At 54.4% G+C, this 15,049-nt stretch carries 16 protein-coding genes and 2 tRNA genes; 3 read left to right on the top strand and 15 right to left on the bottom strand.

The annotated features are described in order from the left end of the window. Nucleotides 1–6 precede the first annotated feature (6 nt). The 3 genes from VN114_RS11865 to VN114_RS11875 all read right to left on the bottom strand — a co-directional run bounded on the left by VN114_RS11865 (nt 7) and on the right by VN114_RS11875 (nt 705). A tRNA-Arg gene (locus tag VN114_RS11865) sits at nt 7–83 on the bottom strand. A 149-nt stretch (nt 84–232) separates the two neighbouring features. Continuing rightward, on the bottom strand, nt 233–484 hold the full coding sequence (locus VN114_RS11870; protein WP_325515117.1) for a hypothetical protein: 252 nt from the start codon (nt 482–484) through the stop codon (nt 233–235). A gap of 11 nt (nt 485–495) precedes the next feature. Further along, entirely contained in the window at nt 496–705 is a 210-nt protein-coding gene (locus tag VN114_RS11875) for a hypothetical protein (protein WP_325515119.1), read from the bottom strand. A 190-nt stretch (nt 706–895) separates the two neighbouring features. Here VN114_RS11875 and VN114_RS11880 point away from each other — a divergent pair, with 190 nt between their 5' ends. Continuing rightward, nucleotides 896–1,069 carry a hypothetical protein gene (locus VN114_RS11880; RefSeq protein WP_325515121.1) on the top strand — a complete coding sequence of 58 codons (174 nt, stop codon included), beginning with the start codon at nt 896–898 and terminating at the stop codon, nt 1,067–1,069. Between the two features lie 73 nt (nt 1,070–1,142). On the opposite strand, the gene VN114_RS11885 is transcribed toward VN114_RS11880, so the two are convergent. From VN114_RS11885 to VN114_RS11910, 6 genes are all read right to left on the bottom strand, one after another. Next, the gene (locus VN114_RS11885) at nt 1,143–1,343 is read right to left on the bottom strand and encodes a hypothetical protein (RefSeq protein WP_325515123.1); all 201 of its coding nucleotides are present in this window, start codon (nt 1,341–1,343) and stop codon (nt 1,143–1,145) included. 211 nt (nt 1,344–1,554) lie between these two features. Then, nucleotides 1,555–1,631: transfer RNA gene (locus tag VN114_RS11890), tRNA-Pro, on the bottom strand. A 76-nt stretch (nt 1,632–1,707) separates the two neighbouring features. After that, nucleotides 1,708–3,045, bottom strand: a complete 1,338-nt coding sequence (gene glmM / locus VN114_RS11895) for a phosphoglucosamine mutase (protein ID WP_325515124.1) — start codon at nt 3,043–3,045, stop codon at nt 1,708–1,710. Between the two features lie 22 nt (nt 3,046–3,067). Further along, on the bottom strand, nt 3,068–3,907 hold the full coding sequence (folP, locus tag VN114_RS11900) for a dihydropteroate synthase (RefSeq protein WP_325515126.1): 840 nt from the start codon (nt 3,905–3,907) through the stop codon (nt 3,068–3,070). A 107-nt stretch (nt 3,908–4,014) separates the two neighbouring features. Beyond that, nucleotides 4,015–5,898, bottom strand: coding sequence for an ATP-dependent zinc metalloprotease FtsH (ftsH, locus tag VN114_RS11905; protein ID WP_325515128.1), 1,884 nt, complete (start codon nt 5,896–5,898; stop codon nt 4,015–4,017). 125 nt (nt 5,899–6,023) lie between these two features. Continuing rightward, a complete protein-coding gene (locus VN114_RS11910) occupies nt 6,024–6,668 on the bottom strand; it encodes an RlmE family RNA methyltransferase (RefSeq protein WP_325515130.1) in 645 nt (214 codons plus the stop codon). 88 nt (nt 6,669–6,756) lie between these two features. On the opposite strand from VN114_RS11910, the gene VN114_RS11915 reads away from it, so the two are divergent. Beyond that, the gene (locus tag VN114_RS11915) at nt 6,757–7,227 is read left to right on the top strand and encodes a YhbY family RNA-binding protein (RefSeq protein WP_325515131.1); all 471 of its coding nucleotides are present in this window, start codon (nt 6,757–6,759) and stop codon (nt 7,225–7,227) included. 18 nt (nt 7,228–7,245) lie between these two features. On the opposite strand, the gene VN114_RS11920 is transcribed toward VN114_RS11915, so the two are convergent. From VN114_RS11920 to VN114_RS11945, 6 genes are all read right to left on the bottom strand, one after another. Then, a complete protein-coding gene (locus VN114_RS11920) occupies nt 7,246–7,701 on the bottom strand; it encodes a DUF4149 domain-containing protein (protein ID WP_325515141.1) in 456 nt (151 codons plus the stop codon). Nucleotides 7,702–7,703: 2 nt separating this feature from the next. Beyond that, nucleotides 7,704–8,177, bottom strand: a complete 474-nt coding sequence (gene greA / locus VN114_RS11925; RefSeq protein ID WP_325515132.1) for a transcription elongation factor GreA — start codon at nt 8,175–8,177, stop codon at nt 7,704–7,706. Nucleotides 8,178–8,277: 100 nt separating this feature from the next. Further along, on the bottom strand, nt 8,278–11,508 hold the full coding sequence (carB, locus tag VN114_RS11930; RefSeq protein WP_325515133.1) for a carbamoyl-phosphate synthase large subunit: 3,231 nt from the start codon (nt 11,506–11,508) through the stop codon (nt 8,278–8,280). Then, the gene (gene carA, locus VN114_RS11935) at nt 11,501–12,655 is read right to left on the bottom strand and encodes a glutamine-hydrolyzing carbamoyl-phosphate synthase small subunit (RefSeq protein ID WP_325515143.1); all 1,155 of its coding nucleotides are present in this window, start codon (nt 12,653–12,655) and stop codon (nt 11,501–11,503) included. The genes carB and carA overlap by 8 nt, the downstream gene beginning before the upstream one ends. Nucleotides 12,656–12,910: 255 nt before the next feature. After that, nucleotides 12,911–13,318, bottom strand: coding sequence for a heme-binding protein (locus VN114_RS11940; RefSeq protein ID WP_325515135.1), 408 nt, complete (start codon nt 13,316–13,318; stop codon nt 12,911–12,913). A gap of 71 nt (nt 13,319–13,389) precedes the next feature. Then, nucleotides 13,390–14,553 (bottom strand): response regulator, encoded by a 1,164-nt coding sequence (locus tag VN114_RS11945; protein ID WP_325515137.1) that lies wholly within the window; start codon nt 14,551–14,553, stop codon nt 13,390–13,392. A 109-nt stretch (nt 14,554–14,662) separates the two neighbouring features. Between VN114_RS11945 and VN114_RS11950 the strand changes: the two genes are divergently transcribed. Then, the coding region (locus VN114_RS11950; protein WP_325515139.1) for a C40 family peptidase at nt 14,663–15,049 on the top strand (387 nt) is incomplete at its 3' end.

Below are 15,049 nucleotides of genomic sequence, written 5' to 3' on the forward strand. Positions count from 1 at the left end.
GACTGTTGGCCTGCCCAGCAGGAGTCGAACCTGCGACCTACGGCTTAGAAGGCCGTTGCTCTATCCAACTGAGCTATGGGCAGCAATTGCCTGAATTGACGCAAAGCGCATGCGAAATCACACGCAAATTGCGTGCCGCATTATGCCTTGTTTATGGGGGTGTTTCAATGTTGCAACGCCGCGATACCTTGCGCGAGCTTGATTCACATACCGCAAGAGGGATAAACGATATTTATTGCCTGATCTGATCCACCATCGCATAACCACGTGCAAATCCTGCCGCCAACGCTGCCCCCTGCGAAGAGTAATCACTGTCGTCGCCCGACTCTGCAACGAGTTCGCTTTCTGCACCGGCGTCTACGCCTGGCTCACACACACGCACGGTGTAGTCCCATTTCGTTTTGGCTTTTTCCTTTTGCAGCGCGCTGACATGCACTTCCATTCCCTTGTAGAGCTCTGTACTCCAGTTCGATTGAATATCCATGGTTCGCCCTCTCAGTTCAGATGGAATGATGATACGAGTGAACGCTGTGGATTGGGAGAAGGAACCGGCTCTTCCTGCGGCACTGGATGTTCGCCTGGCAGTGGTTCCTCGATCGGCTCCGGCACGGGCGCCCTGTGCATTTTCAGATCCGTCATTTCATCGAACGATTCGCAGCGAATCTTCCCCTGCGCGAGAATTTCCTGCATTGGGTTGCTATACATGACCATTATTCCTCCTTGTGCGTCGCCTTGAACACCGTGACGAGAAGACATTCCGGACGACAATGTAGTTCCAACTCTCAACAAAATGATGATTAATTATTAATTCTCCTACATTCGGATGGCCGATTGTCTGATTGGTATTCATTCCTCTGGCCCTTAGCATGACAATACTATTTAACGAGGAGGACTTATGCCGAATCAAAAACCTACTGCCCAGAATAAGAAATCCGCCAAATCTGCGGATTCCACGTCCGACAAGCAAAAGTCGAACGAAAAGAAAATCGATACAAGGGAGGAATTTGAAAAGATCGATACGGAGTCCGAATTTTCCGTTATCGAGGCCTTACGCGAACCACGTAAATAAAACCGGGTTATGCGAACGCTGCTTGGCAGCGAAGGTGTGGGACAAGCGGCCGGAAGGCCGCTTTTTTGCGAACTCAACCTGCCATGACAAGCACGTCGCCACTCGACGTCATGAACCTGGTCGGGTTCGTGGGATCCGGCTCCAGATATTCGGCATCATCAGTTACATAGCATTCCGTCCCCGGCCTGAAATTGGTCGGCGTCAGCTTGATCACGGTACAAACAGCGCCAGTCGTCTGGTTTTTGAATTCGCCAACAATGAATGTACTGGACATGAAAATAGACAATGCAATTGAAAGATGCGATTACATAACAGAGTTCATGTTGTCACAATCCCATGAATATGGCGCACGAAGGCGCGTGAATTAACGGAGCTGTCAAGCGTATGAAATTGCCGAGCCGTGGCAATCAGGATGCGAAAAAGTGAAGAAGAAAAAAAAGGGTTTGGAAGAAAAATCTTCCAAACCCTTGATCTACTGCAAATTCTGGTCGGAGTACTAGGATTCGAACCTAGGACCCTCTGGTCCCAAACCAGATGCGCTACCGGGCTGCGCTACACTCCGAAAGAAAGAGATCATACCCTAATAATTGGACTATCGTCAACGGGTAAAGTGCCATTCATCGATAATATTTACAACTTCACGCTGTCAGTTTCGCAGCAATCCGCTTGGCCATTTTCTCGGCAAGATCGGCGTCGCGTGCTTCTACCATCACACGAATCAGCGGTTCGGTTCCCGATGCCCGAATCAGGACGCGACCTGCATCGCCCAGTTCGCTTTCAACGGCATCCTTTTCGGCCAGCAAGTCCTTGTTTTTCTTCCAGTCGAAACCCGGCGCAACTTTGACGTTGATCAAGGTCTGCGGGAACATCGCAATATCTTCCGTCATTTGCGCCAGGTTCTTGCCACTGCGCTTCAGAGCAGACAGGATTTGCAGCGCGGAAATGATACCGTCTCCTGTCGTGTGCTTGTCCAGGCAAAGCATATGGCCCGACCCTTCCCCACCCAACAACCAGCCACGCTCCTGCAATGCTTCCAGTACGTAACGATCGCCAACGTTGGCGCGTACAAATCCGATACCCATTTTCTTGAACGCCACTTCCAGCGCCATATTAGTCATCAACGTACCTACTGCGCCATCGACGGCTTGTATATTCATCCTGTCGCGCACAATAACGTACAAGAGCTCATCGCCGTTATAGATGCGACCGGATGCATCGACCACGATCAATCGGTCCGCATCGCCATCGAGTGCAATTCCGAGATCGGCATGATTGGCACGCACTGCTTCAACCAGCGCGGCGGGCGCCGTGGCACCCACCTTTTCGTTGATATTGAAACCGTTCGGCTGATTACCGATGGCAACCACTTCGGCGCCGAGTTCGTGGAATACATCCGGCGCAATGTGATAAGCCGCACCGTGCGCACAGTCGACCACCATTTTTAGTCCGCGCAAATCCAGTTCGTTCGGAAATGTACTCTTGCAGAATTCGATATATCGTCCGCGCGCATCGTCGAGACGTTTCGCACGCCCCAGTTTTTCCGATTCCACGCAATTCATCGGCAGGTCGAGCGCCGCTTCGATTTGCAGTTCAACCGCATCGGGCAGCTTGTTGCCGGATGCCGAAAAAAACTTGATGCCGTTATCGTCGTACGGATTATGCGAAGCCGAAATCACCACGCCGGCCGACAGTCGCAATGCGCGCGTCAGGTAGGCAATCGCCGGTGTCGGCATCGGACCGGCCAGCATGACATCAACACCCGCCGCGGAGAATCCGGCTTCCAGTGCGGCTTCCAGCATATAGCCGGAAATTCGGGTGTCCTTGCCAATCAACACGACCGGTCGGTTGCCCGCAATCTCCGCCTTTGCCAATACGCTACCTGCGGCATAGCCCAGGCGCATTACAAAATCCGGGGTAATCGGTGCTGTTCCTACTCGTCCACGTACGCCATCGGTACCAAAATATTTACGCGTCATTTTATTATTTTCCAATTTCCGTTCAGGCCAATGCCTGCCATACCGCCAGCGCGTCCACTGTTTCTGCCACATCGTGTACGCGCACAATTTTTGCGCCGTGCTTCACGGCAGCCAGTGCGCCTGCAAGACTGCCCGCCATTCGTTGCTCCACAGACTTGCCGGTCAGCTGGCCAATCATCGACTTACGCGACACGCCCGCCAAAACCGGCAAATCCAGTTCTTCCTGCAACCGTCCGATATTCTTCAGCAATGTCACATTGTGTTCAAGCGTTTTGCCGAAACCAAAGCCGGGATCAATGCACAAACGATTCGGCACAACCCCCGACTGCTGCATCAGACCGATGCGTTCGCGCAAAAATTCCCGCACTTCCACATAAACATTCAGATATTCCGGCTGCAATTGCATGGTTTGCGGATCGTTCTGCATGTGCATGACGCAGAGCGCGCAATCTGACTGTGCAACAATCTGCAACGCGCCTTCTGCACGAAAACCATTGATGTCATTGATCATATCCACACCCGCAGCAATGACTTCGCGCATGACGCCCGGCTTGCACGTATCGACCGATAATGGTTTACCGCAATCGCGCAATGCAAACACGAGCGGCATGACACGATCAAGTTCTTCCTGTAGCGTTAGCGACTGTGCTCCCGGGCGCGTCGATTCACCGCCAATGTCGATAATATCGACGCCGGCAGACATCATTTCCTCCGCATGCGACAACGCAGCATCCAGCGAATAATATCGGCCTCCGTCGGAAAAAGAGTCTGGCGTGACATTCAATACGCCCATGACCAGCGGACGTGCGGCCCGGTCGACAGGAAAACGATAACGGCCGAATTGCAGGTGGGTAGAAGTCATTCCAGGAGAAGAAACAGTAGAGACAAATAAAAAGGGCGAGGATCACTCCTCACCCTGTATGCATTCGCATTAAATCAAATCATCGAGACAACTCGATCTTCGAGTCGTCAGGCTGGTGCCGTCGCATTCGGCGTCACGTCGGAAGGGCTGTCCGGCGACGGATTCTTGACTGGCAAGCCCGCTTTAGGCGGACGCGGATCGCGACCTTCCATGATGTCGTTGATCTGATCCGAATCGATCGTTTCCCAATCCAGCAGCGCCTTGGCCATGACTTCGACCTTGTCGCGGTTTTCCTCGAGCAGTCTGCGCGACAACGCATACTGAGTATCCAGAATATTGCGGATTTCCAGATCGACTTTTTGCTGCGTCGCTTCCGATACCGTTTTCGAACTCATGCGACCAAAGTACGCATCCTGTTCGGTATCTTCATAGACCATCGTTCCCAGCGTTTCAGACATGCCGTAACGCGTCACCATCGCACGAGCCAGTTTGGTGGCACGCTCAAAGTCATTTGATGCGCCGGTCGACATCTGGTGCATGAAAATTTCTTCCGCAATACGACCGCCAAACAGGATGGAAATTTCTTCCAGCATCTTGTCTTTGTACATGTTGACACGGTCATGTTCCGGCAATTGCCACGTCAGACCGAGAGCAAAACCGCGCGGCATGATCGTCACTTTATGGACCGGATCGGCCTTCGGCAACAGCTTGGCGACAACTGCGTGACCGGACTCATGGAAAGCCGTATTGCGACGCTCTTCTTCACGCATGACAGCCGATTTACGCTCCGGCCCCATCACGATCTTGTCTTTCGCATCCTCGAAGTCCTGCATTTCGACCAAGCGCTTGTTGCGACGTGCGGCAAACAATGCTGCTTCGTTGACCAGGTTGGCCAAATCGGCGCCGGAGAAGCCCGGCGTCCCGCGCGCGAGGATGCCTGCCTGAACGTCGGTCGCGATAGGCACCTTGCGCATGTGCACCATCAGAATCTGTTCACGACCGCGAATGTCCGGCAAGCCGACAATAACCTGACGATCGAAACGACCCGGGCGCAACAACGCCTTGTCCAGGACATCTGCACGGTTGGTTGCCGCGATCACGATCACGCCGGCATTCGGCTCGAAGCCATCCATCTCAACCAGCATCTGGTTCAACGTCTGTTCACGCTCATCGTTACCACCGCCCATGCCGGCACCACGATGACGACCGACCGCGTCGATCTCGTCGATGAAGATGATGCAAGGGGCATGCTTTTTCGCATTCTCGAACATGTCGCGTACACGCGAGGCACCGACACCAACGAACATTTCAACAAAGTCCGAACCCGAAATCGTGAAGAACGGCACTTTCGCTTCGCCCGCGATTGCGCGCGCCAGCAAGGTTTTACCGGTACCTGGAGGACCAACCATCAGCACGCCTCGTGGAATGCGTCCGCCCAGCTTCTGGAATCGCGAAGGATCACGCAGGAATTCAACCAGTTCGGTCACTTCCTCCTTGGCTTCGTCGCAACCGGCGACGTCGGCGAAGGTCACGGCATTTTGTGTTTCATCCAGCATGCGCGCCTTGGACTTGCCGAACGAGAACGCCCCGCCCTTGCCGCCGCCTTGCATCTGACGCATGAAAAATACCCAAACGCCGATCAGCAACAACATCGGGAACCAGGAAATGAAAATCTGCGACAGGAACGATTGTTCCTCAGGTTGCTTGATGTCGAACTTGACGCCATTGTTGACGAGATCGCCGATCAGTCCGCGGTCCAGAATCGTCACGGCCGATTTGACCTTTCGTCCGTCCACAGTGGTCGCAACAATGGTGCGATCCTCGATCGTTGCTTCCTTGATCCGTTTGGCCTTTACTTCATCCAGCAGATCCGAATAGGCGATCGGCGTGGCAGCACCGGCAGCCGTACGGCCGTCGAACTGCTTGAACACGGTGAAAAGGACCATCCCGATGACCACCCAGATGGCGGCCTTGGAAAACATGTTGTTCACTAGGACTCCTTGGACGCAAACGCGTCTTTTATACTTGAAATGTAAGTTGATTCTACTCGTAAACACCGGGACGTGCAGTATCCGGTATGGGGGTCGAATTCACCGAAACAAGTCTGAAATTCGCTTCAAAGCGGATTTTTCAGAGTTTTCCCGAGCAAAAACACTTCTGACGATTTATCCCGGCTGGCTTTCGGCTTCTTTTGCGTCACAGTTTTGAATTCCTGCCGGAATTTTTCTATCAGGTAATTGTAGCCGGAGCCATTGAAGCACTTCACCAATAGCGAGCCGGATGGCTTCATGTGATGCTGCGCAAAATCCACTGCCAAATCGACAATATCCTGCACCCGCGCCGCGTCAGCGATCGCAATACCGGAAAGGTTCGGCGCCATATCCGATAGCACAAGATCAACTTTACGACCGTTCAGGACCTGCTCAAGCTGAACCAGCACATCCTGTTCACGAAAATCGCCCTGGATAAAATGCACATCGGCGATCGGCTCCATCGGCAGCATGTCCAGTCCGATGATCGTGCCGTTGATGCCGCCGCCTGCTGCGCCGGCCAGCTTGTTGCGTGCGTATTGCGACCAGCTTCCCGGCGTCGAGCCCAGGTCAACAATAATCTGCCCCGGCTTGATGAGCTTTTCGTCCTCGTCGATTTCCTTGAGTTTGTAGACAGCGCGCGCGCGATAGCCTTCTTTCTGCGCCTGCTTCACATACGGATCGTGAATGTGATCGTGCAGCCAGTTTTTGTTTAATTTCTTCTTTGCCATTCGCGTAGAATACTTGTTTTAAATTTGCGGGCAAAATTGCACCGGATTGCTCAGGCAGACGGACGATTTCCGCACCATTCTGTACATCATGTTGAAACTTACACCGGCTGAACGCAGTGCCTTGCGCGCCGAAGCTCACGCTCTCAGTCCCGTCGTCATCATCAGCGAGGACGGCCTGAAACCCAGTGTCATCAAGGAAATCGACAGCAGCCTCGATTCACACGGCTTGATCAAAATTCGCGTCTTTGGCGACGATCGCGACGCGCGCGTGGCAATCTACGACACCATTTGCGAAAAACTCGATGCCGCACCGGTTCAGCATATTGGCAAATTGCTGGTCGTCTATCGCCCGAAAAAGGAAGCGCAGAAATCCGCCAGCCCGACACGCGGCAAAGGCATGCGCGAAGTCACCATCGTCAAGCCAAGTCCGAGTGGCACAAAACGGCCATCGGTTACCAAGGTCATGGTCAAGGGAAACGAGCGCGTCACGCAAGGTGGTTCGATCAAGCGCGCCAAACCGCGTCAAAAAAGCTCGAAGAAATCGTCGCTCGGAAACTAGCGATACGGTTTACGCTTTTCAGCGAATCTTCAGAATCAGAGCAAGGCCCAGCAGGCTCTGCACAATATAAATTCCGGTGGATGCAGCGTGCAAAATGCCGAACTGTCTTCGGGCATCGGCAACCTGCGACAGTTCTGTCGTCCCGTGCAGAACCAGGCGCAATTCCGCCATGTAGGGTTGTAGGCCGAAATAGCCGACCAGCGTACACAATGCCATCCCGAGGACAAGATAGTCGACTGTTCGGGATGGAGATGACGCATCCGGTTTGCGTGACGACAGCCACTGCAGAGCGAACAATATCATTGCGCAAACGATAGACAACCAGGCGATTACACGGAACAGACTGCCGGCAATCGTTCCCGCCAGCGCCCTGTCAGCCAGAGTTGCAAACAGCATCGGCGCGACGATGAATCCTGTCGACCACAATGCCCCCACCCAGAGGGTGGCGATCAGCAACCGGCTGCGTTGCAGCATCATCAGATGTAACGAACTTTCAGGACTTCATATTCACGTACACCTGCCGGCGCTTCGACTGCGACGACATCGCCTTCGTGCTTGCCGATCATGGCGCGTGCAATCGGTGATGTAACCGAAACTTTTTTCTCTTTCAGATCCGCCTCGTCAATACCAACGATCTGGTAGGTGACCTTTTCGCCAGACTCCAGATCTTCCAGATCGACCGTCGATGCAAACACGACGCGTCCATCGGCTTCCAGTGTTTTCGGATCGATGATCTGCGATGAACCCAGTTTGCCTTCGATATCGGCGATTCGGCCCTCGATAAAGCTCTGACGTTCCTTCGCAGCATCGTATTCAGCGTTCTCGGACAAGTCGCCTTGAGCGCGTGCTTCGGAAATGGCATTGATGACTGCAGGGCGATCCTTGGTTTTCAAACGCTGCAATTCTTCCTTCAGAAGATTTGCACCATTGAGGGTAATAGGTGTGCTCATGATTTTCGATCAATATAAGTGGAAAACCACAGAGGCCGCAGATGACACCGGGAAACCCGATGCCGTCTGTGACCTCTGTGGTTTAGTTTTGACTCTGGGCTTAGTGTAAAGTTTTATGCAGGCCTTGTAAATCGTAGACGTGCAACTCGTCCAGATGGGCCATACCCTCCACTGCAGCTTCCGCGCCGGCAATAGTTGTATAGGTCGTCACACGCGCTGCCAATGCCGAAGTACGAATCGTACGCGAGTCGGCAATCGCACTACGCTTCTCTTCTACCGTGTTGATGACCAAGGCGATCTCTTCGTTCTTGATCATGTCGACGATATGCGGACGGCCTTCGGCAACCTTGTTGACCGATTGCACCTCGATGCCGGCGGCGCTGATCGCTGCCGCCGTGCCTTTCGTTGCGACCACTGAAAAACCGATTTCCACCAGGTCTTTGGCAATCTGCACCGCACGCGGCTTATCGCTGCCTTTGACACTCAGGAACACTTTGCCGGAACGCGGCAACTTGATGCTGGCGCCAAGTTGCGATTTGACGAACGCTTCGCCGAAGGTTTTGCCAACGCCCATCACTTCACCGGTCGACTTCATCTCAGGTCCGAGAATCGTATCGACGCCAGGGAATTTAACGAATGGGAACACCGCTTCCTTGACGCTGAAATATTCAGGCACAACTTCGTTGATGATGCCTTGGCTGTCGAGCGATTGGCCGACCATGCAACGTGCCGCAATCTTCGCGAGTTGCAGACCGGTTGCCTTCGAGACATACGGCACGGTACGCGATGCGCGTGGATTGACTTCGAGCACGAACACGACGTCTTGCAACTTGCCGTCGATCTCTTGCTGTTGAATCGCGAACTGCACGTTCATCAGGCCGACCACGTTCAAGCCTTTTGCCATCAACGAGGTTTGGCGCTTCAGTTCGTCGATCGTTTCCTGCTTCAGCGAATACGGCGGCAACGAACATGCGGAGTCACCGGAATGCACGCCTGCTTGTTCGATGTGTTCCATCACACCGCCGATGAAGGTGCGTTCGCCATCGGACAGGCAGTCGACGTCGACTTCGATCGCATCGTTCAGGAAGCGATCGAGCAGCACCGGCGAATCGTGCGAAACCTTGACTGCTTCACGCATATAGCGTTCGAGGTCGCGTTGTTCGTGCACGATTTCCATCGCGCGGCCACCGAGAACGTACGACGGACGCACCACCAGCGGATAACCGATTTCCTGTGCGAGGCGCAATGCATCTTCTTCGGTGCGTGCGGTACGGTTTGGCGGTTGACGCAGTTTGAGGTCGTGCAACATTTTCTGGAAACGTTCGCGATCTTCTGCGGCGTCGATCATGTCAGGCGAGGTACCGACGATCGGTACGCCGTTGGCTTCCAGATCGAGTGCCAGTTTCAATGGGGTCTGACCGCCGTACTGCACGATCACGCCGTGCGGCTTTTCCAGCGCGACGATTTCGAGCACGTCTTCCAGTGTCAACGGTTCGAAATACAGACGGTCGGATGTGTCGTAATCGGTCGAAACGGTTTCCGGATTGCAGTTGACCATGATGGTTTCGTAACCGTCTTCGCGCATTGCCAGCGCGGCATGCACGCAGCAATAATCGAATTCGATACCCTGGCCGATACGGTTAGGACCGCCGCCGAGCACCATGATTTTTTTCTTGTTGGTCGGTTGCGATTCGCACTCTTCTTCGTACGTCGAATACATGTACGCAGTGTTGGTAGCGAATTCGCCGGCGCAGGTATCGACCCGTTTGTAGACCGGATGAATATTCATCGCGTGACGTTGTTCGCGCACCGCCTTGTCGGTCGTCTTCAGCAATTTGGCCAGACGACGATCGGCAAAACCTTTTTGCTTCAGCTTGAACAAGGTGCCTTTATCGATGGCGGACAACGATTGTGTTTCCAGCCACAGTTCGATGTCGACGATTTCCTTGATCTGCGCGAGGAACCACGGATCGATGTGCGTCAGGCCGTGCACTTCTTCCAAAGAGAAACCTTGAGCAAATGCATCGCCAACGTACCAGATACGTTCCGGACCTGGCTCGCCAAGTTCTTCCTCGATCGTTTCGCGGTCGGTGGTTTTTTCATTCATGCCATCGACGCCGACTTCCAGACCGCGCAACGCTTTCTGGAACGATTCCTGGAAGGTGCGGCCGATCGCCATCACTTCGCCGACCGATTTCATCTGCGTCGTCAGATGGCTGTCGGCTTGCGGGAATTTTTCAAATGCGAAACGTGGAATCTTGGTGACGACGTAGTCGATCGACGGTTCGAACGAAGCCGGCGTTGCACCGCCTGTGATTTCGTTACGCAATTCGTCGAGCGTGAAGCCCACTGCCAGCTTCGCTGCGATCTTGGCGATCGGAAAACCGGTTGCTTTCGATGCCAGCGCAGACGAACGCGATACGCGCGGATTCATCTCGATGACGATCATGCGGCCGTCTTCCGGATTGATCGAAAACTGCACGTTGGAACCGCCGGTATCGACGCCGATTTCACGCAGCACCGCGATCGATGCGTTACGCATGATCTGGTATTCCTTGTCGGTCAGCGTTTGTGCCGGTGCGACGGTGATCGAGTCACCGGTGTGGACGCCCATCGGGTCCAGATTTTCGATCGAGCAGACGATGATGCAGTTGTCAGCTTTATCGCGCACAACTTCCATCTCGAATTCTTTCCAGCCGATCAGCGATTCCTCGATCAGCAATTCAGACGTTGGCGATGCTTCCAGGCCGCGCTTGCAGATCGCTTCGAATTCTTCCGCGTTGTACGCAATACCGCCGCCCGTACCGCCCATCGTGAACGATGGACGAATGATGACTGGGAAGCCCAATTCTTTTTGCACTGCCCACGATTCTTCCATCGTGTGCGAGACGCCGGAACGTGCCGAACCGAGACCGATCTTGGTCATCGCGTCCTTGAACTTGGAACGGTCTTCCGCCTTGTCGATCGCCTCCGGCGACGCGCCAATCAGTTCGCACTTGTACTTGGTCAACACGCCGTTGTGATGCAAATCGAGTGCACAGTTCAGCGCTGTCTGCCCGCCCATCGTCGGCAGAATTGCATCAGGACGTTCCTTGTCGATGATGCGTTCGACCGCTTGCCATGTGATCGGCTCGATGTAGGTCACGTCGGCCATTTCTGGATCGGTCATGATCGTGGCCGGATTACTGTTGACCAGGATGACGCGATAACCTTCTTCGCGGAGCGCCTTACACGCTTGCGCACCGGAATAGTCGAATTCGCAAGCCTGGCCGATCACGATCGGACCGGCGCCAATAATCAGAATGCTTTTAATGTCGCTGCGTTTAGGCATTTTTATTTTTCTCCATCATCGCCACGAAGCGATCGAACAAAGGGGCGATGTCATGCGGACCCGGTGATGCTTCGGGATGTCCCTGGAAGCAGAACGCCGGCTTGTCGGTACGCTCGAAACCTTGCAGCGAACCGTCGAACAAGGACACGTGCGTCACGCGGCAGTTGGCCGGCAGCGTGGCGGAATCGACGGCGAAGCCGTGGTTCTGCGACGTGATCAATACCTTCTTGCTGTCGAGGTCTTGCACCGGGTGATTGGCACCGTGGTGACCGAATTTCATTTTCAGCGTTTTTGCGCCGGACGCGAGCGCCATGATTTGATGACCGAGGCAGATACCGAAGGTTGGAATGCCACGCTCGATCAATTCTTTCGAAGCAGCGATCGCGTAGTCACATGGCTCTGGATCGCCTGGACCGTTGGACAGGAAGATACCGTCCGGATTGAGTGCCAGCGCATCAGCGGCGCTTGCCTGCGCCGGCAACACCGTCACCTTGCAACCGCGCTCAGCCAGCATGCGCAGGATATTGAATTTGACGCCGTAGTCGAATGCGACGACATGGAACTTCGGCGCCTTTTGCTCGCCGTAGCCTTTGCCGAGTTTCCATTCGGTTTGCGTCCAGACATACGATTCCTTGACGGACACGACTTTCGCCAGATCGAGGCCGGCAAGACCGCCGAACGATTTAGCCAGTTCCAGCGCCTTCTCCGGCGTCGCATCGGCACCAGCAAGAATCGCACCGCTCTGTGCACCTTTTTCGCGCAGGATACGCGTCAGCTTGCGAGTATCGATGCCCGCGATGCCGAGGATGTTCTGCGACTTCAAATAATCGGACAGCGTTTGCGTGGAGCGGAAATTCGAAGTCAGGATCGGCAGATCCTTGATGATCAGACCGGCAGCATGAATGCGATGGGCTTCGACGTCTTCCGCATTGACACCGGTGTTACCGATATGCGGATAGGTCAAGGTAACGATCTGGCTGCTGTAACTTGGGTCGGTGAGGATTTCCTGATAGCCGGTCATCGATGTGTTGAAGACCACTTCACCAATGGTGTGGCCCGAAGCGCCAATCGAAAAACCTTTGAAAATCGACCCGTCTGCCAGTGCCAGAATGGCGGGAACTGTGTGGCCGGAAAAGAATGGCGGCAAGGGGTAACTCCTGATGTTGTTACCGCCGCTGCGCTGCGCCAGAACGACCGTCGAAACCCCGCGCACTTGTGCGCGTGTGCCCGAATTCAAGGCTCATTCAGGGCGTCGTACAGGTCTTTTTTAGACGATGGGATGTGGGTATGCGCTACGGCGGAGAAAATTAGCTAAACCGCCGAATTATAGCGCAAGACACCCCCAGCTGGCAACCTGAACCGGCTTGCCAAGAGTGTCCCTAGAGATACTGCGAGACTCTGCTCAGCCGCCGATTGCCACGATACCGGCTTTGGCGATCTGTACGTCTTCGGTCGATTTCACGCCCGACACACCGACGGCACCCAAACATTGCCCGTTGATCACGATCGGGACGCCGCCTTCCAGCATGCCTTCAAGGCCTGGCGCTGTGATGAAAGAGAAACGGCCATTGTTAATGATGTCTTCATATACTTTCGATTCGCGACGGCCCAGTGCAGCGGTCCTGGCTTTTGCCGGTGCGATGTGCGAGGAAATCGGCGCGGCGCCATCCATGCGTTGCAACCACAGCAAATGGCCACCGTCATCGACGATGGCGATCGTGACGCACCATTTGTGCAAGTTGGCTTCTGTTTCCGCCGCAGCTGCGATTTTCTTCACATCTTCCAGCGTCAGTATCTGTTTTGATTGCATGGTGCCTCCTGTCAAAAGAAGAACGCATTGTACGACAGTCAATTACGACGGTCACCGTCAGCCTTGAACTGTCAGGTGCGCTGTTGTTTCAGTAGCAAATCGACCAACGGCTGCAGCTCTGTGGACAATTTTCCGATGTGCGCCAGAACCTGCTCTTCCTTGCCTTCCTTGATCCACTTCAACAGGGTCGCCAGATCGATGGATAAATCCGCGTGGCCCGCTGCTGGCGGCGCCTCAAGAATCAAGGCCGGCAAACTTTGCCCCTGATCCAGAAGAATTTCCTCCTCCGCACCGATCACACCGGTAATACCGTTCTGCAGACCCAGCGCAGCACGTCGGCTGGCGACATGGCGCATGTTCTCCAGTGTCGCACCGGTTGCTGTCTCACGCGCATATTCGGTAATCGACATCACACCGCAGCTTGCAACCAGCACCATATTCCGATCATTACCCAGATTCGCATGCACGATGGCACGACATACGCGCTCGGCAAAATTGCGTGCGGAATCAAAGTGAATGCTGCCCGTTGCGATGGTGAACTCAATGTCGCCAGTCTGTGCAACACAATCGGTCTGCCTGACCGTTCGATGCAGCAGTTGGCCAATGGCATTGACAACGCTGACTGGCGGCGATGACGGCATACCATCCAGTTCAACATGCTTCAAACCGATACGCGCATTGAGGATTACGAAATTTCTGTTCTGCCGCAGCGCGCTGGCACGCATCCCCTCTGCCTGACTTTCCCAGGCTTCTGGAACAAGCAGCTCAACCTGCTCCGCATCGTTGTGCATCAACGCTTCCAGCCCGCGCTCGAATTCATTTTGCGTGCTGACCAGTTTCGACAGGATATCCAGCCGCGACAAAAGCTGCGCGGTGCCGATGCCCTTGGTAATCAGATCGGTCGCGCCCGCTGCCTTGGCACGCTCACGTTCGGCCTGCTCATCGCTGCCGGAAACGACAACAACAGGCATCGTGCGGATGCGGCCGATACGTGACGAGCGGATACGCTGCAGCAAGCCGTAGCCATCCAGCTTGGGCATTGTCAAATCGGAAATGACGACGCGGATGCTGGGGTCAATCAGCAACGCTTCCCATGCCTGTTCTCCGTCCAGCGCCTCGCGAAATTCGAACATGCCCTCGATGTGCTTGATCAGCGTCGCACGCACGATGCGCGAATCGTCGGCAATCAGAATTCGTGGTTTCAGGGAGAGATCGCTGGGTGAATCAGTGCGCATGTACTTACCTTTTCAATATCAGGACAGCATAACGCCTGAGAATAAATTTTGACAGGCCTTCCGGATTGACATACATTCGTCCGGTCTCAATGAAGGAAAAATGCATCTGATGACAATTTTTCAACACATTCCACGCCTCGGTCAACTGACGCTTGCAGCCATATTTGCGACCGGCCTGATGACGACCAGCGCTGTCTGGAGTGCAGATGTGACCCTTCAGGAACCAGAAAAACCGATCTCCCGCCTGCACAGTCTTACCGATCATGCGTCGGAATTGGCGATGCGTGCGATGGGAATGCTCGGCATCCATTACAAATACGGCGGCAATACGCCCGAAACCGGTCTCGATTGCAGCGGGCTGGTCCACCTGATTTTCAAGGAGGCCTGGGGCAAGGACTTGCCACGGACCGCAAAGGAACTCAGCCGCTCCGGTGAACATGTGGACAAAGCCGATCTAAAGCCTGGTGACCTGGTCTTCTACAACACATTGAAACGC

This window comes from Oxalicibacterium sp. (assembly GCF_035565035.1).
Taxonomy (GTDB): Bacteria; Pseudomonadota; Gammaproteobacteria; order Burkholderiales; family Burkholderiaceae_D; genus Oxalicibacterium.

Bases quoted from the DNA above. Each gene is read 5' to 3' on its own strand.
- greA (WP_325515132.1), bottom strand. From the start codon at position 8,177: ATGAGCACACCTATTACCCTCAATGGTGCAAATCTTCTGAAGGAAGAA.
- glmM (WP_325515124.1), bottom strand. From the start codon at position 3,045: ATGACGCGTAAATATTTTGGTACCGATGGCGTACGTGGACGAGTAGGA.
- VN114_RS11910 (WP_325515130.1), bottom strand. From the start codon at position 6,668: ATGGCAAAGAAGAAATTAAACAAAAACTGGCTGCACGATCACATTCAC.
- carB (WP_325515133.1), bottom strand. From the start codon at position 11,508: ATGCCTAAACGCAGCGACATTAAAAGCATTCTGATTATTGGCGCCGGT.
- VN114_RS11880 (WP_325515121.1), top strand. From the start codon at position 896: ATGCCGAATCAAAAACCTACTGCCCAGAATAAGAAATCCGCCAAATCT.
- VN114_RS11945 (WP_325515137.1), bottom strand. From the start codon at position 14,553: ATGCGCACTGATTCACCCAGCGATCTCTCCCTGAAACCACGAATTCTG.
- VN114_RS11870 (WP_325515117.1), bottom strand. From the start codon at position 484: ATGGATATTCAATCGAACTGGAGTACAGAGCTCTACAAGGGAATGGAA.
- VN114_RS11915 (WP_325515131.1), top strand. From the start codon at position 6,757: ATGTTGAAACTTACACCGGCTGAACGCAGTGCCTTGCGCGCCGAAGCT.
- VN114_RS11885 (WP_325515123.1), bottom strand. From the start codon at position 1,343: ATGTCCAGTACATTCATTGTTGGCGAATTCAAAAACCAGACGACTGGC.
- VN114_RS11940 (WP_325515135.1), bottom strand. From the start codon at position 13,318: ATGCAATCAAAACAGATACTGACGCTGGAAGATGTGAAGAAAATCGCA.
- VN114_RS11920 (WP_325515141.1), bottom strand. From the start codon at position 7,701: ATGCTGCAACGCAGCCGGTTGCTGATCGCCACCCTCTGGGTGGGGGCA.
- VN114_RS11875 (WP_325515119.1), bottom strand. From the start codon at position 705: ATGTATAGCAACCCAATGCAGGAAATTCTCGCGCAGGGGAAGATTCGC.
- folP (WP_325515126.1), bottom strand. From the start codon at position 3,907: ATGACTTCTACCCACCTGCAATTCGGCCGTTATCGTTTTCCTGTCGAC.